We start from the raw sequence: 20,491 nt of genomic DNA on the forward strand, positions 1-20,491 counted from the left end.
CTTGACCGCCGACATCGTCCTCACCAACGCCACGGTGTACACAGTGGACGGTCATCGTCCCTGGGCGTCGTCACTGGCCGTCAAGGACGGCAAGGTGCTGTCGCTGGAGGACATCGAACGCGGCCCGAGCACCGAGGTCGTCGACCTCGGCGGCGCGTTCGTGATGCCCGGCCTGGTCGACGTACACAACCATCACGCCCTGGCCGGGCGCGCCGCGCTGTTCGAGCTGAACTTCGGCCTCGACGCGGGCCTGGACGACATCCTCGCCGCGGTCCGCTCGCGGGCCGCGGGGCTCGGACCGGACGAGTGGGTGGTCGGCGGTGCTTGGGCGTCCACGCTGGTCGGCACCCTTTCGCGGGTTTCCGCCCGGCACGCGCTCGACGAGGCCGCCGGCGGGCGTCCGGTCATGCTTTCGGACGACAGCAGGCACAACCGCTGGGTGAGCAGCCGCGCCTTGGAACTCGCCGGGGTCACCGCCTCGACCCCTGATCCGGCGGGCGGCGAGATCGTCCGCGATCCCGACACGGGCGAACCCGTCGGCATCCTGCTCGAAGCGGCGGGTGTCGCCGTCGAGCGGGCGCTCAGCGAGACACGGACGCTCACCGCGGAGCAGCACGCGGCGGCGTCGCGGCACGGGATCGGCACCCTGCATTCGTACGGGGTCACCGCGTTCCAGGACGCCGGGGTCTCCGCGGACATCCTGCGGGCGCTGAAATCGCTCGACGACGCGGGCGAACTGCACGCGTGGGTCGTCTCGTCGCTGCTGATCAACGACCCGATCTTCGGTTTCGACCCGATCGGGGCACCGTTGCTGGAGGTCGCCGGGCAGTACCGGAGCGAGCACCACCGGCCGGATTTCGTGAAGATCTTCCTCGACGGGGTCCCGCCGACACGGACCGCCGCCTTCCTGGAGCCGTACCTGCCGGACGCCGCGCACGGGGCCTGCCACCACGGCGCCACCACCATGCCGGGCGACGAACTCGTGGGCTGGCTGCGCACGGCGGCCGCGGCGGGGCTGTCGGCCAAGGTGCACTGCACCGGGGACGCGTCGGTGCGCGCGACGCTCGACGCCGTCGAGAAGGTGCGTGCCGAGGGCTTCGCCGACGCGCGGTTCCAGGTCGCGCACGGCCAGTTCGTGCACCCCGACGATCTCCCGCGCTTCGCCGCGCTGGGTGTCGCCGCGGACATCTCGCCGTTCCTGTGGGTCCCCGGCGTCATCCCGGCGGCCATCGCCGAGGTGCTGCCGGGCGAGCGGGCAGGCCGGATGCAGCCGAACCGGTCGCTGCTGGACGAGGGCGCGCTGGTGGCGGGCGGTTCGGACTGGCCGGTCAGCGAATCGCCGAACGCGTGGGAGGGCATCCACGGCCTGGTCACACGCCAGGACCCGACCGGCACGTTCCCCGGCGCGCTGTGGCCCGAGCAGGCGATCACCCTCGCCGAGGCGATCGAGGTCTTCACCCTGGCCGCCGCCCGCGCGATGGGGCTGGGCGACGTCACCGGCTCGCTGGCCCCCGGCAAGTCGGCGGATTTCGTCGTACTGGACCGCGATCCGTTCGAAACCGATCCGTCCGCGCTCGTCAAGACAAAGGTGACGCAAACGTGGTTCGCTGGGCACCGCGTGTATCAGCGCGCCTGATCTCCTACACTGGTAGAAGAACCAGTGCGGGAGGTCTGCCGATGCCGAAGATCATCGACCACGACGAGCGGCGCAGCCATATCGTCGACGTCACCTGGGATTTGATCACCCAGGGCGGGATCGAGGCCGCCACCATGCGCGAAATCGCGGCGGCCGCCGGCTTCGCCAACGGCGCGCTCAAGCTGTACTTCCCGAGCAAGGAAGACATCATCCAGGCCACCTACGAGCGCGCGCTCGGCATGATGCGCGAGTACGTGGAGCTGGACGAGCTGCGCGGGCTGACCGCGCTCCGCGAGCTGTGCGTCTCGTCGATGCCCATCGACGAGGACCGCATCGCCGCGGGGCGCGTCCTGCTCACCTTCTGGCAGCTTTCGCTGACCAACCCGAAACTGCAGGACAAGTACCTGGAGCACATCCGCTCCTGGCGGGGCCTGCTGCACCGGTATCTCACCGAGGGCCGGGAGGACGGCGACATCGTCACCGAGACCCCCGACGAGCAGCTCGTCGACGAGGTCGTGCTGATCAACGCCGGGGCGAACGTGATGAGCCTGGTCGCCGGGGAGTTCTCGACGATCGCCCTGCAGCGGCAGCACCTGGAGTCCTTCTTCGAGCGCCTAACCCGCCCCTGACCCTACGCACTACCGCATTTCGTCCTCTGAATGCGGTAGTACGTAGTGCGAACGGCCGCGTCCAGAGGACTAAACGCGGTGGCCGCGCCCTCACGCGAGTTCCGGCTCGCTTGAGGGGTAAGGCAGTCTGGCGTGTCGCGAAAGCCACTTTCGCGACGTCTGATGTCCCGAAAGTGGCTTTCGCGACATCGGTGGGATGCGGTGCGCGACACCACGTTTGACGTAACCCCTGACCAATCAAGCGAGATCGACATCTGGTCATCGCTGACCGCATCCAGAGGACTAAACGCGGTGGTCGAAGGTCCGGGTCAGGAAGCTCGCCACGTGCCCGTGCGAGCGCGGCGAAGCGGGAAGATCCGTGTAAAGACCGTAGAACCCATGGATCTGGCCCGAATACCGCGTCATCTCCACCTGGGTCCCGGCATCGGTCAGGCGCCGCGCGAACTCCTCCCTTCGTCGCGCAGGACGTCGTACTCGGCCGTGAGCACCAACGCCGGCGGGAGCCGGGTCAGGTCGTCGGAGCGCAGCGGCAGGAGGTACGGATCGTTCAGATGCGCCGGATCCGGCACGTACTGCTCGAAGAAGAACCGCATCGCCCCGGCGGTCATGCCGAAGCCCTCGGCGAAGTCCACATAGGACCGGAAGCCGTCGTCCGGGTGACCGTAGACCGGACAGATAAGCACCTGCGCGGCCAACGACGGGCCACCCCGGTCACGGGACATCATCGACACCACCGTCGACAGGTTGCCGCCCGCGCTTTCCCCGCCGATCGCGATCCGCGCCCCGTCCACCGAGGGACCGGCGCCACCCGCGGCGAGCCATTCGACGACGGCGTAGCAGTCGTCCGGGGCCGCCGGGTACGGATGTTCGGGTGCGAGCCGGTAGTCGACCGCGACGACGGCGACCCCGGCCGCGTTGCACACCGCCCGCGACGCGACCTCGTTCTCGTCGATCGAGCCGATCGTCCAGCCACCGCCGTGGATCCAGACGAACGCGGGGACCGGCGCCGCGGCCTCGGGCAGATAGATCCGCACCCGCACGCCGGAAGGCAGGACGTGGTCGGTCACCGAAGCGACCTCTTCGACCGAATCGGGGCGCCGCCACGAAGCGGCGAAGGCGGCTCTCAGCTCGGGAGCCGTCAGAGGCCCGGCCGGCGCTTCCGCCGGAGCGCTGCGGGCCAGCAGTTCCTTGACCGCGGGATCGAGGGTCACGGTCACACCGCTTCCGCGACGAGCACGCGCGGGCTGCCCGGCAGCGCGAGCCGGTCGGTGACGCGCCAGCCCGCCGCGCTCAGCCACTCCCGGACCTCCGCCTCCGGATAGACGACCGTCCCGTCGATCACCAGGTACTCCCCCGCGTGCAGCGCGTCGATCGGCCGCTGGACGGCGTCGTCGTCGAGGAAGAAGTCGAGCAGCAGCAGCGTCGCTCCCGGCGCGGCGGCGGCGCGGGCGTTACGGAGAATCCCGGCGTTCTGCCCCGCGTCGAAACGATGGACCACGTGATTGACCATCACCAGGTCGAACTCGCCCTCGGGGCGCGCGGTGGGCGTCTCCGCCCCGATCACGGTCGCACGGTCGGCGAGCCCCGCTTCGGCCGCCGCCGTGGTGACCGACTCGGTGAAGCCCGGGTCGAAGACGAACGTCGTGTGCAGTTCTTCGTTGGTCTTCATGGCTTCGACCGCGAACGCGCTCGACAGGCCGCCGAGGTCCAGCGCCTTCCGGTGCGGGCCGAAATCGTACGCGCCGGCCAGCATCTTGGCGTGCAGGGCGTTATACGTCATGACGCCCGCCATGAACGTGCCCCAGCGCGCGTCGTCCATCTCCAGCTTGCCCGGCTCGCCACTGTCGGCCGTGTGGCCGAACTGCAGCCAATGCGGGTAGCTGATCGAGTCCAGGAACGTCAGGAACGGCGCCAGATCGAGGTCTCCACCGCCGAGGTACTCCGCGGCGTCCTCGGCCAGTGCGTAGCGTCCGTCCACACGGGACAGCAGACCGAGTGATGACATGGCGTCACCGAGGATGAGGGTGATCTTCTCCGGTTTGCCGGTCTTCCCCGCCAGTTCCGCGGCCGTCAGCGGCCCGGCGGCGAGCGCGGTGAACAGGCCGATCCGGCTCGCCGCGAAGAGTTGCTTGGCCGCCATGTACCCCACGGCGATGTCCACGATCCGCTCGGGACCGGCAGTCTTGGTCGACCCGCTCACGGGTGCCCTCCTTAGCTCGTTTCCGCCGAGAGTCTACAGGTGTAGACAAAAGAATCCAGTGCAAGTTTTCGCCCACCACCAGGAAAAACCCGCCGGATATCAACTTCCTACATTCGTAGAATATACCCATTGACAGCACACTCCCCCAGTGTCAACATGCGTAGAACTACCCCCGCCGGAGGTCCGTTCCCCGGCAGTGCGGTCCGCTCCGGGCGGGCTCGGGAAAGGGGATTCATGACCCTGCTCGAATTACGAGAACTCACCGTCGGTGTGATCGCCGACGAAACCGAACGCGAACTGGTCCGCGAACTCTCGTTCGACCTCGACCAAGGCCGGACACTCTGCGTGGTCGGCGAATCCGGCAGCGGTAAAACGGTGACGGCCTTGTCGATCATCCGGTTACTGGAGTTCGTCGCGCCGGTGTTCACCCGCGGCGAGATCGGCGTCGACGGCGTGGATCTCACGCGGCTTTCCGCCGACGAGATGCGCGCGTACCGCGGCCCGCGGATCGGCATGATCTTCCAGGAGGCGCTGGATTCGCTCAACCCGAGTCAACGGGTCGGCAAGCAGCTCGTCGAGGCTTACCGGAAGCCCGGTTCCCTGCCACGGCAAGCCGCGCGCAAGGGAACGCCGTTGCACCGTGAGGCCGAGGCGAAGGCCCGCGGCCTGTTGACCGAAGTCGGCCTCACCGACACCGACCGCGTGCTTTCCCTGTACCCGCACCAGATGTCGGGCGGGATGCAGCAGCGCGTGATGATCGCGCTGGCCCTGATGGCCGACCCGAGCCTGCTGATCGCGGACGAGCCGACCACGGCACTGGACGTGACCACGCAGGCCGAGATCCTCACCCTGTTCGACCGCGTCCGCCGCGACCACGGCACGGCGTGCGTCTTCATCACGCACGACATGGGCGTGGCCGCGCAGGTGGCGGACCGGATCGCGGTGATGTACCGCGGCGAACTGGTCGAGCTCGGGTCCACAGAGGACATCCTGCACACGCCGAAGCATCCTTACACCAAGGCGTTGCTCGACTGCGTCCCGCAGCTCGGGGTGAGCAGACGCGACGGCTTCCCCACCATCTCCGAAGCACTGCTCGAAGCCGCGATGAACGGCGAATCGGCGGTCGCCACCGAGACCAGGTCCTTGAGCCGCCCGAAGACCAGGGAAACGAGCGAGGGTACCGCGCTCGTCATCGACTCGGTGTCCAAAGTGTACGGACGACGCGGCCGGTTCTCCCTGAACCGCGAGCCCGAGGTGCACGCGGTCAAGGACGTCTCGCTGGAGATCGCGCCGGGCGAGTTCTTCGGCCTGGTCGGGGAATCCGGTTCGGGCAAGACCACGCTGGGCCGTCTGGTGAGCGCGCTCGAAACCCCCACCGAAGGCACCATCGCCTTCGGTGAGCACCGGTGCACGCCATCCGGTCTCGACGGCGACGAGCGCGCGTTCCGCCGCCGCGCGCAGCTCATCTTCCAGGATCCGCAGAGCTCACTCGATCCCCGGCACACGGCCGCCAGGATCATCGCCGAACCGCTGCGGGAGCTCACCGGTCTCCGCGGCGCGGAACTCGACCGCCGCGTCACCGAACTGATCGACGAGGTCGGGCTTCCCGCCGACACCGCGAAGAAGCTGCCCTCGCAGCTCTCCGGCGGACAGCGGCAGCGCGTCTCGATCGCGCGCGCGATCGCGGCCGAGCCCGACCTGATCGTCGCCGACGAGCCCACTTCCGCGCTCGACGTCTCGGTGCAGGGCCAGGTGATGAACCTGTTGCTGGACCTGCGGCGCACCCGCGCGCTCAGCTTCCTGTTCATCACGCACAACCTCAGCCTCGTGCTGTCGGTCGCCGACCGGGTCGGCGTGATGTACCGGGGCGAACTGATCGAAATCGGCGGACCGGACGAGATCCGGCTCCACGCCCGGCACGACTACACCCGCCGTCTCCTCGCGGCGAATCCCGAAATCGGAGTGCGGAACCCATGAGACGAACCCTGACCTCGGCCGCCCTCGGCCTGGCGACCGTCCTGCTGATCGGCTCGTGCATGGGAGGGCAGGCGGGCGGTGGCGCCGCCGACGGTCCCCCGAAACCCGGCGGCAACCTCAATGTGGCCGTGCCCACCGACCCGCAGTCCCTCGACATGGTCGCGAACCCCGGCCAGGTGACCGCGCATATCGGCAACATGATGTACGAGAAGCTGTTCGAGGTGGACCGGGGTTTCACCGCCCGGCCCATGCTGGTCGAGGACTACACCACCAGCCCGGACAGGCTCACCTACACCTTCAAGCTCCGCCAGGGCGTCACCTTCCACGACGGCAACCCGCTGACGTCCGAGGACGTCGTGGCGAGCCTGAAGCGGTGGCAGCAGGTGCACCGCACCGGTCAGCTGGTCACCCCGGACATCGAGGCGATCACGCCGGCCGATCCGGCGACGGTGACCATCAAGCTCAAGCAGCCGCGCTACCCGCTGATCAACGAACTCGCCGGCGCCGGCACGGAGATCTACGAAGCGAAGAACCTCGCCGGTGTCGCGCCGACCGGTTTCGGCCAGGAGAAGGCGATCGGGACCGGGCCGTACAAGCTGAAGAGCTGGGACATCGGCCGTGAACTGGTGCTGGAGCGGTACACCGGCTACAAGTCACGGTCCGAAGAGGACTGGGGCGGGCAGGCGGGCGCCAAGCACGCCTACCTCGACACCGTGACCTACAAGGTGGTCTCCGACCAGGACGCGCTGATCAACGGCCTGCAGACCGGGCAGTGGGACCACATCATGCCCACGAACGACCAGTACGAGCCGCTGCGCAACAACCCGGCCGTGGTCGTGCACAACCTCCCCGGCGGCAACGACAACGTGGTGATCCCGAACTTCAACCCCGGTTCGAAGTTCGCCGACCCCCGTGCCCGCGAGGCGCTGAACCTGCTGCTGGACAAGCCCGCGATCAACGCGGCCACCGGTGGCAGCAAGGACCTCACCCTCGAAACCGGCGCCTTCGCCTCGCCGGACAACAAGCAGTTCTATTCCACCGCGGGCGAAGAGGTCTACAAGGCGCACGACCCGGAGAAGGCCAAGCAGCTGCTGGCCGCGGCCGGGATCACCGCCGGTGCGACGATCCGCATCGTCACCACGAACTCGTACCCGGAGTTCGGCAAGTGGGCCGTGCTGATCCAGGACAGCCTGTCGAAGATCGGCATCAACACCAAGATCGACACCTTCGACTTCGCCACCATGCTCGGCACGCTGACCAAGGAGCCGGGCGGCTGGGACATCACCACGCTGTTCTTCGACTCGGCGCTGACCTCGCCCGCGCAGATGCCCGCGCTCACCCTGGGCACGCTGAACGGTTCGACCTCGCCCGAGCTGGACGGGCTCATGGCGGAGTTCAACGCCTCGACCACCCCTGAGCAGGCGAAGGCGGTGGTGGACAAGCTTCAGGCGTTCACGTGGAAGCAGCTTTCGGTGATCACGCTGAGCCAGTCCAAGCTGTACGCGGCCTACTCCCCCAAGCTCAAGGGATACGGCGATTTCTACCGCGTCTTCTGGAACACCTGGCTGGCGTCATGACCGGTCTGCTGCTGCGCAGGCTGCGCGATCTGCTGATCATCCTGGTGATCGTCGGGACGATGATGTTCTTCGTCATCCGGCTGATCCCCGGTGACCCGGCGCAGGCCATCCTCGGCCCGACCGCGCGACCGTCCGATGTGGACGCCCTGCGGGAAAGCATGGGACTGAACGGACCCCTGTGGGAGCAATACCTCAAGTGGGCCGGGAACGTGCTGCGCGGCGACTTCGGCACGTCGATCACCTATCACGCGCCGGTGCTCGGCGTGGTAGCCGACCACATCCTGCCCACGCTGACGCTGGCCGTGCTGTCGACGGTGATCAGCTTCTTCCTCTCGGTCGCGATCACCTCGTGGCAGGCGGTGTCACCGCGCAACCCGGTGGCCCGGGCGCTGGACCGGCTCTCCGCGCTCGGGATGGCGATGCCGGACTTCTGGATCTCGCTGATGCTCGTGCTGGTGTTCTCGGTGACGCTGCGCTGGTTCCCGTCCAGCGGCTACGAGAACCTGTTCACCGATCCGGCGACGGCGGTGCCCGCGCTGGTGCTGCCGCTGACCGTGCTGGTCATCGGGCAGACCGCGTTGTTCGTGCTCACCCTGCGGGAAAGCCTGCTCGGTGAGCTGCCGCTGGCGTATCTGCGCACCGCGCGGGTCAAGGGGCTGTCGGAGCGGCAGGTGATGACCAAGCATGTCCTGCCGAACGCGCTGATGCCGCTGATCACCCAGCTGGGCAGCAACTTCGCCATGCTGGTCGGCGGGATCGTGATCATCGAGTCCATCTTCGTCGTGCCAGGGCTCGGCCATCTGCTGATGGGCGCGGTGTCCACCCGCGACTTCCCGCTGATCCAGGGTGTGACGCTGTTCGTCGCGGTGCTGTTCGTGCTGGTCAACCTGCTGGTGGACCTGTCGTACGCGCTGCTCGACCCGAAGGTGCGTGTCTCGTGAGCGTGGCTCTCGTGGAAAAGACGTCGCCGGTGCGCGAAAGGCCGTCGTCCGGCCGCGCGGCCCGGGTGTTCCGGCGCAACCGGATGCTCGTGATCACCTCGGCGGTGCTTGCGGTGATCGTCCTAGCCGTGATCGTGTTGCCGTTCTTCCTGCCGAGCGTCAGCGCGACCGACCCGGTCAACCGGCTGCTGCCACCGTCGGCCGCGCATCCGCTCGGCACCGATTCGTTCGGCCGTGACGTGCTCGCCCGGCTCGTGTCCGGAGGCCGTGCGTCGCTCGGGCTTTCCGCCCTGATCACCCTGTGCGCCGCCTTCACCGGGCTGGTGATCGGGCTGATCAGCGGGTTCTTCCGCGCGGCCGACGCGGTACTGATGCGGGTGATGGACGCCTGGATGTCGTTCCCGGCAATCATCCTCGCGATGGCGCTGGCGATCTCGCTCGGCGCGAGCATCTGGACCGAGCTCATCGCGCTGACGGTGATCTTCACCCCCTTCACCGCCCGCGTCATCCGCAGCCGCGTGCTCGGGATCGCCGGCCGCGCCTATATCGGCGCCGCCCGCGTCTCGGGGATGAGCCGGTGGAAGATCCTCGTCGTGCACGTGTTCCCGAACGTGCTGCCGCTCGCACTGGTGCAGGTGGTGATCCTCTCCGCGGCCGCGATGCTCGTGGACGGGGCGATGAGCTTCCTCGGTCTCGGTATCGCTCCCCCGACCCCGACCTGGGGCAACATGATCGCCGAAGGCCGGTCGTACCTGGTGCAGGCGCCCTGGCTGGTGATCGTGCCCGGCGTGACGATCATGGTGTGCGTCTTCCTGCTGAACCTCATCGGATCGTCGCTGCGGATCGCCGTCGACGCCCGCGCGCGGACGCTGAGCGAGATGCAGCGCCTGCGCACCCGCCGCCCCTCCGGCAGCTGAGAAAGGATCCCGTTGTCTGCCACTACTTCCCTGGCCGTGCGCCGGTTCGCACCCGAAACCGTCTCGGGACCGCCTGTACTTCTGGTGCACGGATTCGCCTCCGACGGGCACACCGACTGGATTACCACCGGCTGGCCGGCCGCGCTCACCGCCGCGGGCCGGCCGGTGTTGATACCGGACCTTCCCGCGCACGGCTCCAGCCCGGCCCCTTCGGGTTCGCTCGGCGCCGCCGCGATCGCCGGGGAACTGACCCGGCTGGTCGGTGATCTGTCCGAAGTGGACGTCGTCGGGTACTCGCTGGGCGCGCGGCTGTCCTGGGAGCTGCCCGCCCAGGCTCCGGTGCGGCGGCTCGTGCTCGCGGGGGTGAGCCCGTTCGAACCGTTCGGTGCCGTCGATGTGGCTGCCGTGCTGGCCTTCGCCGGTGGCGGCAAGGCCCCGTCGGATCCGCTGACCGGCGTGATCGCGCAGATGATCACCGCGCCGGGGCGGAATCCCGCGGCACTCGCGCGGTGCATCGAGGATCTGCGCGCTGAACCTTTCGCGCCGGTTCTCGGCGCGGTGTGCGTGCCGACCCGGTTCGTGGCGGGGTTGGAGGATCCGGTGAGCCAGGGCATCGAGACGTTGGTGGAACTGGTGCCGGGCGCGGATCTCGTGCGGGTGCCCGGGGATCACGGCGGGGCTTTGCGGAGCGCGGAGTTCAAGGCGGCCGTGCTGGACTTCCTCCAGTAGGCCTCGTGAGTGGTAAGGACGGTTCTAACCGTCCTTACCACTCACGAGGCCGAGGTCAGAAGGTCCCATCGGCGGCCACCGAGCGGTCCAGCCACAGCTCCGCCAGCGCCGAACGCACCTCCTCGCCACGAGAAGCGGCCAGAGCGACAGCGCCCAGGTTGTCCTCCAGCTGCGCAAGACGGCTCACCCCGAACAGCACGTTCGCCACCGGTTCGTACGCGAGGCAGAACGCGAGGGCCAGCTGCGAGGAGCTCACCCCGAAGTCCCCGGCCACGGCGGCGACACGCGACGCGGCGTCCCGGATGGAGTCCCGGATACCGCCCGGATCCGCGCCGATCTTCCGCGAAGGGGTCTTGCCGAGCAACACACCACCCTCGAACACGTCCGACGCCTGCAAAGTCAACCGCCCCGCCTCGAAATGCCTGCCGTAGAAGGAACCTTCAGCCATCGAACGGCGTGCGACGCTGTACTTCAGCTGAGCGAACCGAGGAGCCGGAAGTCCTTCGTGCGCGGCGAATCCCAGCGCGAGTTCGAGGTCCGGAGCGCGCCAGTTGTTCACGCCCCAGACGTCGAACCGCCCGAGCCGGATCTGTTCGGCCACCTCGGTGACGATACGCGGGATGTCCGGTCGTTCGAAGTAGTCGCCGACCACCACGGCTTCCGCACGATCGACGCCGACGCGGTCGAACGAGGTGTCGAGCTGCTCGGCGAAACCGGTGTTCGGGTAGTCCCAGAGCCAGAGCTTTCCGCACAGCTGGTACTCGTCACGCCGGATTCCCGCGGCGCGAACGGCCTCGCCGAACAAGAGATCCGTGCGCGACTGTTCGGCGTGCGGCCCCATGTCGTAGTGGGCCACGTCGAACAGCGTGACCCCGGCGTCGACGGCGTGCCGGACCAGGCGCACCGCGTCGTCGAAATCCATGCGGTCCCAGGTGTTCCAGGATCCCAGGCTCAGTACCGAGGTGGCGAAGCCCAGCCCGTCCTTCTTCTCGTCCACGAGTTTTCCTTTCGACGGCAACGGAAACAAGTTTTAGTCTACGATCGTAGAATGAACAAGAGACTCGTAGTGGTGACCGGCGGCGCCAGCGGTATCGGCCGCGGAGTCGCCGAAGCCTTCCAGTCCGCGGGCGACCGTGTGGTCATCGCCGACGTCGACGCCCGGGCGGCGCACGACCTCGCCGCCGAGCTCGGCGCGGAGCACGTCGAACTCGACATCTCCGATCCCGGCTCGGTCGACGCGGCCTTGGCGCTCGTCACCGATCGCTTCGGCCCGGTCGAGGTCCTGATCAACAACGCCGGTCTCGCCGGCGGCGGCGGGCCACTGGTCGGGCTGGACATCGGCGTCTTCGACCTGTGCGTGCGGGTGAACTTCCGCGGCACCTTCCTGATGACCCGCGCGGTCGGCGCGCACATGGTCGAGGCGGGCACCCGCGGCGCCATCGTCAACATCACCTCGATCGGCGCCCGGCAGCCGACCCCGGGGCTCGGTCACTACGAGGCCACCAAGGCCGCCGTGGAGGCGCTCACCCGCTCGGCCGCGCTCGAACTGGCGCCGCACGGCATCCGGGTCAACGCCGTCGCACCCGGCCCGGTCCTCACGCCGATGACCGCCGGATTCGCCTCCGACACCGCCGCCCGCGCGGCGTGGGAAGCGAGGATTCCCTTGGGGACCATCGCTTCCGTCGCCGATGTGGTGCCCTCAGTCCTGTTCCTCGCCTCCGCCGACGCCGGCCATCTCACCGGGGTGAGCCTCCAGGTCGACGGCGGGCAACTGCTCACCTGAGTACACGACGCGGCCGCCGGACACGGTGAGTTCCACACCGACGTCCGGCAGGTCCGCGAACGCGACCTCGAGCGGATTCGCCGCCAGCACACAGAAGTCCGCGACACGGCCCACGGTCAGCGATCCCTTCCAGTCCGCCGCGCCGTCCTGCTCGGCGGACGCGACCGTGTAGCAGCGCAGCAACCGGGCCATCAACGCGGTGTCCACTTCGGACGCCGCCAGCATTTGCGCGGCAGCGGCGATGTGCACACGCCAATCGGGCGTCACCACCGGCGCGTCACTGCTCAGGGTCAGTGGGACGCCCGATGCCAGCATTTCCGCCAGCGGCCAGGCTCGCGCGCCGGCCTCGGCGCCCAGCGCGTCCGTCAGCATTCCCCTTGTCGCCACCGCGATCGCGGGCTGTGTGGTGAGCCCGACCCCCGCCGAGGCCATCCTCGCCAGCTGATCCGGCGTCACCAGATCGCCGTGCACCAGATGATCGCCGCGGCGAAGCGACCCGAGCGCGGCTTCGATGCTGCGATCCCCCGTGGCGTGCACGGCCACCGTCATCCCGGCGTCATGGGCGAGCCGGATCATCGCGGCCAGATTGCCCGCTCGCCCCGGATCGTCGTCACCGTCGACGAGGAGCGCGCCCTGTGAACCGTCGGCGTAGCAATGATGCGTCCACGCGGATCGCATCGGCGGAATACCGTCGGCGAAGATCTTGACGCCGGGAACGGTGAGCCACAACGGATTCGCGGCCGGTGACGGGGTCGTCAAACCTTGCTCGAAGTCCGCCAGCGAGCTCGCGCCGTCGAGCAGGCCGAACAACCGTAGCGCGGTCACCCTCGCGCGCAGCAGACCTTCCTCAGCCAGCGCCGCGTATTCCTCCAGCACTTCGGCGCCGAAGCAGCCGGTCTCGCCGGGACCCAGACCCGGTTCGGTGTAGCTCGTGATGCCCAGCGACGCGCACAGATCGCCCGCGCGCAGGATGGCGGCCCGCCGTTCCGCCGTGGTCCGCACCGTTTTCTCTTCTCCCCCGGTGAATCCGGCGGCACCGATGAGTGTGTCCGGCCACCGTGCGCCGAGCCAGGTCGCGTGCAGGTGCGCATCGTTGATCCCGGGCAGGACGGCTCTCCCCGCGAGGTCGATCAACTCGGTCTCCGGGCCGATGTGGTCCAGCGCGACGTCACCGAGGGCGACGATCCGATCGTCGCGCACGGCCATCGCCCGGACGACGGTGCCAGCCGGGTCGAAAGTGAGCACAGGACCGCCGCGAACCACGAGCGAAGCGGGGCGAATACGTTGCGACGGCATGGTTTCCTCCAGGATCTGGACTTTTTCTCCTACGACTGTAGACTAAAAAGATGGTCAACAGAACCGAAGCGGCGGTGCTCACCGAACACGGCTCCGCGCTCACCTTGCGGGAACTGCCGCTGCCCGAGGAGCCGGAACCGGGCGCCGCGCTGGTCCGGATCACCTGCACCACGCTGTGCGGCACCGACGTGCACCTCTGGTCCGGCCGGATGACCTTCCCCGGCATGCTCCCGATGGTGCTGGGCCACGAAATGGTCGGCGAGGTCGTCGCCGTCGGGCCGGGCACCACCGACACCCTCGGCCGCGAGATCGCCGAGGGCGACCGCATCGGCTGGTCCGAGTCGACCTGCGGCAAGTGTCACGGCTGCGCGATCCTGCGCGAACCGGTCGCCTGCGAGAAGCGCGGTTACGGCTTCCTCCAGCGCTCCGACGTCTTCCCGTACGCCACCGGCGGACTCGTGCGGTACTGCTACGTGACTCCCGGTGCGGCCAAACTCCTGCTTCTCGACGATGTCAAGGACACCTGGGCGTCGATGTCGGGCTGTGCGGGCAAAACCGTGCTGCGCGCCGTCTCCCGCGCCGGCGGGATTCGCCCGGGTGCGACGGTCGTGGTCCAGGGCGCGGGCGCGCTGGGCGTGTTCGCCACCGCGGTCGCGCGGATCTCCGGCGCGGGCGACGTGATCACCATCGGCGGACCCGCCGACCGGCTGAAGACCGCCGAACGTTTCGGTGCCACGTCGACGATCCCGGTCGATGGCACCGTCGAAGAACGCATCGAACGGGTCAAGGAACTCACCGACGGCCGGGGCGCCGAGCACGTCTTCGACTTCGCCGGCGGGCCGACCATCGGCGAGGAAGCCGTCGCCTTCGCCGCCCAGCGGGGAACGGTCGCGATCGTCGGCTCCACCGGTCCCGCCCCCTCCCCCGTGGCGCTGGGCACGGTGATGGGCAAGGAACTCACCGTCGTCGGTTCGCTCAACGGCGACATCGCCGACTACCACCGCTCGGTGGACTTCTTCCGCACCTTCGCCGATCGGCTGCCCTGGGACGAGCTGTTCAGCGAACCGGTCGGCCTTTCCCAAGCGTCCCAACGCGTCGAGTCGATGTCGCGGCTCGGCGAACTCAAAGCCGTCATCGATCCCCGCCTCCCCTAGGAGAATCCGTGACCGTCATCCCCCAGCGCCGCATCGGCCGCGACGGCCCGCTCACCGGCGTGCTCTCGCTCGGCTCCTGGCACACCTACGACCGGATGGACTTCCGCGAGGCGGTGGACCTCGTCCGCACGGCGGTCGATTCCGGCATCACGCTCTTCGACGTCGGCGTCTACGGATTCCCCGGCGCCGCACCGGTCTTCACCGACGTGCTGTTCTCCGCGATGGTCCGCGCCGCGGGTCTCCGCCGCGAGGACTACCTGCTTTCGGCCAAGCTCTGGCTGGAGGGCTATCCCGAGCACAATCTCCGCGACCAGCTGGACAACGCGCTGTTCCGCGCGGGGGTCGAGCACGCCGATCTCGTGGTGCTGGGCGATCTCCGGCGCGACGACACCGACCTGCATCGGCTCGTCCTGGACCTGAACGAGCTCCGCGAGGCCGGGCTCATCCGGCAGTGGGGCGTCAACAACTGGTCCGCCACCACGATCCGGGCGCTGCACGATTTCGCCGCGGCCGAGAACGTTCCAGGCCCCGCCATCGCGCAGCTGAAGTACAGCGTCGCGCGACGGTCCATTCCGGACGGTGAGCCGTTCGCGAAGGTCTTCGGCGACCTGGGCGTCACGCTCCAGTCTTCGGACATCTTCGAGGGCGGTGTCCTGCTGGGCAAGAACAGTGGCGCGCGCCAGGTGGGCCGCGATCCCGGTGACATCCGCGAGCGCATCTCCGCCTCCGCCCCAGCACTGGCGAAGATCGCGGCCGAGCTGGACGCGACACCGGCACAGCTGTGCCTCGCGTTCACCCTCACCCACCCGGCCAACACGACCGCCCTCTTCGGTGCGACGAGCACCCGGCAGCTCAAGGACAACCTCGGCGCGGTCGACCTCGTCGAACGCGTGGGCGCGGAGCGGCTCCGGGAACTGGTCGAGCCGTACTGGGCCGACCGCGGTGTCGTCGATCCGGAGGGCCCGTGACGGCCTTCGATCCCGAACTCGCCGAGGCCCTCGAAGGCCTGCCGTCCGGGCCGCCCTTGAGCGCCGAATCACTGGCAGGGATCCGGCGGGCGATGGCCGAGGGGAACCTGACCTGCGCCGAGGCGATCGGCGACCGGGACCTCGTCTGGGAGGACCATGAAATCCCCGGCACCGCCGTGGTCGTCACGGTCGTCAAACCGAGGGACGCCGAGGGCGCGCCGGGGTTCTACAACATCCACGGCGGCGGCATGGTGCTCGACGACCGGTTCGCCGACCTGCCCCGGATGGTCGCGCTGGTCGAGGAGTTCGGCTTCGTCGCGGTGACCGTCGACTACCGGCTCGCGCCCGAGCATCCACATCCCACCCCGATCGAAGACTGCTACGCGGGCCTGACGTGGATGGCCGGGCACGCGGCCGAACTCGGCTTCGATCCCGGCAGGCTGATCGTCGGCGGCGGCAGCGCGGGAGGCGGGCTCAGTGCGGGGATCGCCCTGCTGGCCAGGGATCGCGGCGGACCGGCGCTGGCGGGTCAGCTCCTGCTGTGCCCGATGATCGACAGCCGCAACGATTCGGCGTCCACAGTGGAATTCGCGGAACGTGGAGTGTGGGGACGCGAGGCCAACGGATTCGGTTGGCGATCACTCCTCAATGGACAGACGTCGCCATACGCGGTCCCCGCGACCGCTGAAGACCTCACCGGGCTCCCGCCCGCCTTCATCGAAGTCGGCGCGGCCGAGATCTTCCGTGACGAGGACGTCGACTACGCGCGGCGGCTCTGGCAGGCGGGCGTGCCCACCGAACTGCACGTCTGGGCGGGCGCGTACCACGGCTTCGACCGGATCGCCCCGGACAGCGAGGTGACCCGGGCCGCGCTCGCCGCCCGGGCCTCCTGGCTGCGCCGCACTATCGGCCGAGCATGAACCGGGCCGCCTGCTCGCCCACCAGCACCGACGGCGCGTTGGTGTTGCCCGTGGTCACCCGCGGCAGCACCGACGCGTCGGCGATCCGGAGCCCGCTCAGCCCGTGTACGGCGAGTTCCGGGCCGACCACGGAGTCCGCGTCGGTGCCCATCCGGCAGGTCCCGACCTGGTGGTGGTAGGTGATCGCGGTGCGGCGGACGTACTCGCGGACATCGGCTTCCGGCCCCGGATACAGCTCGCGGGCCCCCCACTCTCCGGCCAGCGCGGACGCGCGGCCGATCTCCCGGCACTGCTCCACCGACGCGACCAGGCTCTCGAAGTCGGCCGGATCCTCCAGCGCGGCGAGATCGATCAGCGGCTCGTCGAGCGGGCTCGGCCCCGAAAGCCGCAGACTGCCCCGGCTGCGCGGCGTGACCATGCCCGCCATCAGCGAGAACCCGGTTTCCGGGCCCGTCATCCACGGCTCGTACATCGGCACGCTGAAGTGGATCGGCTGGGTGTCGGGCACCGCCAGGCCGGGGCGGCTGCGCCAGAACAGATGGGTCTGCGTCACCGACCGCCCCGGCGCGGGCGGATCGACCTGGCGGCGATCGGTCGCGAAGATGACCGGCGAGAGCAAATGGTCGTGCAGGTTCTTGCCGACGCCCGGCAGCTCGGCGACGACGTCGATACCGTGCACCTCCAGTTCGTCGACCGGGCCGACGCCGCTGCGCAGCAGGATCGCCGGTGACGCGAGCGCGCCGGCGGCGAGCACGACCTCGTCGGCGAAGACCTTGCGCAGTTCGCCGTCGACCTCGGCCAGCACGCCGGTCACCTTGTCGCCCTCGAAGAGCAGCCGGTGGACGAGCGCTCCCGTGTGGACGGTCATCCGCCCGGCGGCGGGCTGCCCGTAGGCGAGCCAGGTGTTGAGGCGTTTGCCGTCGCGGGTGGTGACCCGCTGCACGGACACACCGTCGAGCTCGGCGCCGTTGTAGTCCGGGTTGAACGGCAGCCCGATCTCCACCGCCGCGTCCACAATGGACTGCTGGATCGGGTGCAGCGGCTCGTTCGGCACGACGTCGAGCAGATCCTTCTCGATCCGTTCGAACACCGGGCGCACGTCGTCCCAGCGCCAGCCGGGCAGGTCCCAGCCGTCGTAGTCGGCCGGGGCGCCGCGCACCCAGATCATCGCGTTGAGCGCATGCGACCCGCCGAGCACCTTGCCGCGCGGCAGATGCAGCCGCCGGTTCGCCGCGTGCGGCTGCGGCACGGTGTAGTAGTCCCAATCCTCCGGGCCGTGCCACAGCTCTCCGGCCCGCGAAGGATCGTGAATGGCCGGATTGGTGTCCGGCCCGCCCGCTTCGAGCAGGGTGACCCACGCCCCGGAGTCGGCCAGTCTCCTGGCGACCACCGAACCGGCCGAACCCGCTCCCACCACGATGACGTCCATGGCCCCCACCCTCGCAAGGCGGGACGACGTCCGGCGGATTCGGTTCGCTGGCCGACAATCGGCGTGCCCTGGCGGGCAAGACCGGAGAGCTCACGGCGCCCGATACTCGATCACACACCGGTCGAGGAGGAGCTAGCCATGGCCACACGCCTGTTCATCGACGGACAGTGGACCGCCGCGGGAGGCGGGTCCCTGCCGACGTACGATCCGGCCACCGGCCAGGTGATCGAGGAGGTCGGCACCGCGTCGGCCGCCGACGTCGACGCCGCCGTCGGTGCCGCACGGAAGGCACTGAACGACCCCGCCTGGGCGGGGTTGCCGCCGGTCCAGCGGGCCGCGCTGCTGTTCAAGCTGGCGTCGCTGGTCGACGAGCACCACGAGGAGCTCGCCGCGCTCGAAACCCGCGACCAGGGCCAGCCGATCGGGATCTCCCGCCAGGTCAGCGTCACCGGCGCGGCCGAGCACCTGCGGTACTTCGCGGGCTGGGTCACCAAGATCCAGGGCACCACCAATCCGGTGTCCTTCCCGGACACGCTGCACTACACCCGCCGCGAGCCGGTCGGGGTGAACGCGCTGATCACGCCGTGGAACTTCCCGCTGATGATCCTCGTGTGGAAGCTCGCGCCCGCACTGGCCACGGGCAACACCGTGGTGATCAAGCCCAGTGAGGTCACCCCGCTGACCAGCATCCGCCTGGTGGAGCTCGTGCACGAGGCCGGGTTCCCGCCGGGCGTGGTCAACCTGGTCACCGGTGACGGCGCCGTGGGCGCGCTCCTGAGCAGGCACGACGACGTGGACCACCTGTCCTACACCGGGTCGACCGCGGTCGGGAAGCTGATCACGGCGGCGAGCGCGGAATCGAACCTCAAGCGGCTCACCCTCGAACTCGGCGGCAAGGCGCCCAGCATCATCTCGGGCGACGCCGACATCGACGCCGCCGTCGCCGGCAACCTCGCGGGCGCGACGCTGAACAGCGGGCAGGTCTGCGCCGCGTACACCCGGTTCTTCGTGGACCGCAAGCGTGAACAGGAGTTCGTCGCGAAACTCGCGGCCGGGCTCGAAGGCCTCAAACTCGGCCCGGGTCTGGACGAGTCGACGCAGCTCGGGCCCCTCGTGTCCGCGAAGCACCGCGAGCACGTGGACTTCCTCGTCTCCACCGGCAACGAGCAAGGCGCTGAGCTGGTCACCGGCGGCAAGCCCGTCGATCGTGACGGCTACTTCTACACGCCGACGCTGTTCGCCGGCGTGGCCGACGACATGACGATCATGCGCGAAGAGATCTTCGGCCCGGTCCTCGCCGTCACCGCCTACGACGATCCGGACGAGCTGCTGGCGCGGGCGAACGACACCGAATACGGGCTCGCGGCCACCGTGTGGACGCGCGATCTGGGCGTCGCGCAGCGATTCGCGAACGGCATCCGCGCGGGCGCGGTGTTCGTTAACATGCCGCCGATCCCCGACATGGCGGCGCCTTGGGGCGGCTACAAGGCTTCCGGATGGGGCCGGGAGATGGGACCGTGGGCGATCGACGCCTACACCGAGATCAAATCCGTCTGGCTGCACTACTCGTGACCGCGGGCGACGCGGTGAATTCGACCGCGATGAGCAAGTCGCAGATCGCCTATCACTGGATCAAGGCGAGGATCGACGACGGCACCTTCTCCCCCGGCTACCGCCTCGTGTTCGGACAGATCGCGCAGGAACTCGGGGTCAGCACCGTGCCCGTGCGCGAGGCGGTGCGGCGGCTGGAGGCCGAGGGGCTGGTGACCTACGAGCACAACATCGGCGCGCAGGTCGCGATGGCCGACGAGAGCGACTACCAGCACACCATGCAGACGCTCGCGCTGGTCGAGGGGTACGCCGCCGCGCTGGCGGCGCCGTCCTTGCCCGGCGAGGCACTCGACGAGGCGAAGGGGCTCAACGCGGAACTGACCGCCTGCCTGGACAATTTCGAGCCGTCGCGGTTCACCGCGCTGAACCGCGACTTCCACCGTGTCCTGTTCGGCACCTGCCCCAATCCGCAGGTGCTCGATCTGGTCAACCGCGGCTGGAACCGGCTGGCCGGGCTGCGCACGTCGACGTTCAGCTTCGTGCCCGGCCGCGCGCACGAATCCGTGCAGGAGCACCAGAAGATCCTCGACCTGTTCGACCGGAACGCGCCCGCCGGGGAGATCGAACTGGCCGTGCGTGAGCACCGGTTGACCACTTTGGAGACCTTCCTGGCCTGGCGGCATCCCTGAGCCGGCCTGTCCATGTCACGCCCCCGCCGGGGCTGAAGGCTCCTTTCGCCGCATCAGACGCGGCGAAGGGAGCCTTCAGCCCACTGGCTTTCGCG

General features: G+C 69.1%; 17 protein-coding genes and 1 pseudogene. 13 read left to right on the plus strand and 5 right to left on the minus strand.

Annotated features, from left to right (window positions below; translation table 11 throughout):
* Nucleotide 1 precedes the first annotated feature (1 nt).
* On the plus strand, nt 2-1,636 hold the full coding sequence (locus MJQ72_RS10370; protein WP_240598937.1) for an amidohydrolase: 1,635 nt from the start codon (nt 2-4) through the stop codon (nt 1,634-1,636).
* A 41-nt stretch (nt 1,637-1,677) separates the two neighbouring features.
* The gene (locus MJQ72_RS10375; protein WP_034306161.1) at nt 1,678-2,265 is read left to right on the plus strand and encodes a TetR/AcrR family transcriptional regulator; all 588 of its coding nucleotides are present in this window, start codon (nt 1,678-1,680) and stop codon (nt 2,263-2,265) included.
* Nucleotides 2,266-2,547: 282 nt separating this feature from the next.
* Here the strand turns inward: MJQ72_RS10375 and MJQ72_RS10380 are convergent.
* A pseudogene (locus tag MJQ72_RS10380) lies at nt 2,548-3,482 on the minus strand (alpha/beta hydrolase).
* Entirely contained in the window at nt 3,479-4,465 is a 987-nt protein-coding gene (locus tag MJQ72_RS10385) for a methyltransferase dimerization domain-containing protein (protein ID WP_240598939.1), read from the minus strand. The pseudogene MJQ72_RS10380 and the gene MJQ72_RS10385 overlap by 4 nt, the downstream one beginning before the upstream one ends.
* 234 nt (nt 4,466-4,699) lie before the next feature.
* Here MJQ72_RS10385 and MJQ72_RS10390 point away from each other — a divergent pair, with 234 nt between their 5' ends.
* The 5 genes from MJQ72_RS10390 to MJQ72_RS10410 are packed head-to-tail and all read left to right on the plus strand — an operon-like array spanning nt 4,700 to nt 10,606.
* Nucleotides 4,700-6,442, plus strand: coding sequence for an ABC transporter ATP-binding protein (locus tag MJQ72_RS10390; protein WP_240598940.1), 1,743 nt, complete (start codon nt 4,700-4,702; stop codon nt 6,440-6,442).
* The gene (locus tag MJQ72_RS10395; RefSeq protein WP_240598941.1) at nt 6,439-8,019 is read left to right on the plus strand and encodes an ABC transporter substrate-binding protein; all 1,581 of its coding nucleotides are present in this window, start codon (nt 6,439-6,441) and stop codon (nt 8,017-8,019) included. Before MJQ72_RS10390 ends, MJQ72_RS10395 begins: the two co-directional genes overlap by 4 nt.
* A complete protein-coding gene (locus tag MJQ72_RS10400) occupies nt 8,016-8,960 on the plus strand; it encodes an ABC transporter permease (RefSeq protein WP_240598942.1) in 945 nt (314 codons plus the stop codon). The genes MJQ72_RS10395 and MJQ72_RS10400 overlap by 4 nt, the downstream gene beginning before the upstream one ends.
* Nucleotides 8,957-9,877, plus strand: a complete 921-nt coding sequence (locus MJQ72_RS10405) for an ABC transporter permease (protein ID WP_240598943.1) — start codon at nt 8,957-8,959, stop codon at nt 9,875-9,877. Before MJQ72_RS10400 ends, MJQ72_RS10405 begins: the two co-directional genes overlap by 4 nt.
* 30 nt (nt 9,878-9,907) lie before the next feature.
* The gene (locus MJQ72_RS10410) at nt 9,908-10,606 is read left to right on the plus strand and encodes an alpha/beta fold hydrolase (RefSeq protein WP_240601292.1); all 699 of its coding nucleotides are present in this window, start codon (nt 9,908-9,910) and stop codon (nt 10,604-10,606) included.
* Nucleotides 10,607-10,661: 55 nt separating this feature from the next.
* On the opposite strand, the gene MJQ72_RS10415 is transcribed toward MJQ72_RS10410, so the two are convergent.
* Entirely contained in the window at nt 10,662-11,603 is a 942-nt protein-coding gene (locus tag MJQ72_RS10415) for an aldo/keto reductase (RefSeq protein ID WP_240598944.1), read from the minus strand.
* Nucleotides 11,604-11,672: 69 nt separating this feature from the next.
* On the opposite strand from MJQ72_RS10415, the gene MJQ72_RS10420 reads away from it, so the two are divergent.
* Nucleotides 11,673-12,389 (plus strand): SDR family NAD(P)-dependent oxidoreductase, encoded by a 717-nt coding sequence (locus tag MJQ72_RS10420; RefSeq protein ID WP_240601293.1) that lies wholly within the window; start codon nt 11,673-11,675, stop codon nt 12,387-12,389.
* Here MJQ72_RS10420 and MJQ72_RS10425 read toward each other — a convergent pair.
* Nucleotides 12,306-13,685: an amidohydrolase gene (locus MJQ72_RS10425; RefSeq protein WP_240598946.1), complete on the minus strand. Its 1,380-nt coding sequence runs from the start codon at nt 13,683-13,685 to the stop codon at nt 12,306-12,308. The genes MJQ72_RS10420 and MJQ72_RS10425 overlap by 84 nt on opposite strands.
* Before the next feature lie 50 nt (nt 13,686-13,735).
* On the opposite strand from MJQ72_RS10425, the gene MJQ72_RS10430 reads away from it, so the two are divergent.
* The 3 genes from MJQ72_RS10430 to MJQ72_RS10440 are packed head-to-tail and all read left to right on the plus strand — an operon-like array spanning nt 13,736 to nt 16,727.
* Nucleotides 13,736-14,839 (plus strand): zinc-binding dehydrogenase, encoded by a 1,104-nt coding sequence (locus MJQ72_RS10430; protein WP_240598948.1) that lies wholly within the window; start codon nt 13,736-13,738, stop codon nt 14,837-14,839.
* A gap of 8 nt (nt 14,840-14,847) precedes the next feature.
* Nucleotides 14,848-15,807 carry an aldo/keto reductase gene (locus MJQ72_RS10435; RefSeq protein WP_240598950.1) on the plus strand — a complete coding sequence of 320 codons (960 nt, stop codon included), beginning with the start codon at nt 14,848-14,850 and terminating at the stop codon, nt 15,805-15,807.
* The gene (locus MJQ72_RS10440; protein WP_240598952.1) at nt 15,804-16,727 is read left to right on the plus strand and encodes an alpha/beta hydrolase; all 924 of its coding nucleotides are present in this window, start codon (nt 15,804-15,806) and stop codon (nt 16,725-16,727) included. Before MJQ72_RS10435 ends, MJQ72_RS10440 begins: the two co-directional genes overlap by 4 nt.
* On the opposite strand, the gene MJQ72_RS10445 is transcribed toward MJQ72_RS10440, so the two are convergent.
* Entirely contained in the window at nt 16,711-18,156 is a 1,446-nt protein-coding gene (locus tag MJQ72_RS10445) for a GMC family oxidoreductase (RefSeq protein WP_240598954.1), read from the minus strand. The two genes, MJQ72_RS10440 and MJQ72_RS10445, sit on opposite strands and share 17 nt — an antisense overlap.
* A 138-nt stretch (nt 18,157-18,294) precedes the next feature.
* Between MJQ72_RS10445 and MJQ72_RS10450 the strand changes: the two genes are divergently transcribed.
* Both MJQ72_RS10450 and MJQ72_RS10455 read left to right on the plus strand, forming a co-directional pair.
* Nucleotides 18,295-19,728: an aldehyde dehydrogenase gene (locus MJQ72_RS10450; protein ID WP_240598956.1), complete on the plus strand. Its 1,434-nt coding sequence runs from the start codon at nt 18,295-18,297 to the stop codon at nt 19,726-19,728.
* Nucleotides 19,725-20,396 carry a GntR family transcriptional regulator gene (locus MJQ72_RS10455; RefSeq protein ID WP_240598958.1) on the plus strand — a complete coding sequence of 224 codons (672 nt, stop codon included), beginning with the start codon at nt 19,725-19,727 and terminating at the stop codon, nt 20,394-20,396. The genes MJQ72_RS10450 and MJQ72_RS10455 overlap by 4 nt, the downstream gene beginning before the upstream one ends.
* Nucleotides 20,397-20,491: the final 95 nt, after the last annotated feature.

Source organism: Amycolatopsis sp. EV170708-02-1, assembly GCF_022479115.1.
In the GTDB taxonomy this organism is placed as follows: Bacteria; Actinomycetota; Actinomycetes; order Mycobacteriales; family Pseudonocardiaceae; genus Amycolatopsis.

Bases quoted from the DNA above. Each gene is read 5' to 3' on its own strand.
- MJQ72_RS10450 (WP_240598956.1), top strand. From the start codon at position 18,295: ATGGCCACACGCCTGTTCATCGACGGACAGTGGACCGCCGCGGGAGGC.
- MJQ72_RS10400 (WP_240598942.1), top strand. From the start codon at position 8,016: ATGACCGGTCTGCTGCTGCGCAGGCTGCGCGATCTGCTGATCATCCTG.
- MJQ72_RS10390 (WP_240598940.1), top strand. From the start codon at position 4,700: ATGACCCTGCTCGAATTACGAGAACTCACCGTCGGTGTGATCGCCGAC.
- MJQ72_RS10430 (WP_240598948.1), top strand. From the start codon at position 13,736: ATGGTCAACAGAACCGAAGCGGCGGTGCTCACCGAACACGGCTCCGCG.
- MJQ72_RS10395 (WP_240598941.1), top strand. From the start codon at position 6,439: ATGAGACGAACCCTGACCTCGGCCGCCCTCGGCCTGGCGACCGTCCTG.
- MJQ72_RS10375 (WP_034306161.1), top strand. From the start codon at position 1,678: ATGCCGAAGATCATCGACCACGACGAGCGGCGCAGCCATATCGTCGAC.
- MJQ72_RS10425 (WP_240598946.1), bottom strand. From the start codon at position 13,685: ATGCCGTCGCAACGTATTCGCCCCGCTTCGCTCGTGGTTCGCGGCGGT.
- MJQ72_RS10445 (WP_240598954.1), bottom strand. From the start codon at position 18,156: ATGGACGTCATCGTGGTGGGAGCGGGTTCGGCCGGTTCGGTGGTCGCC.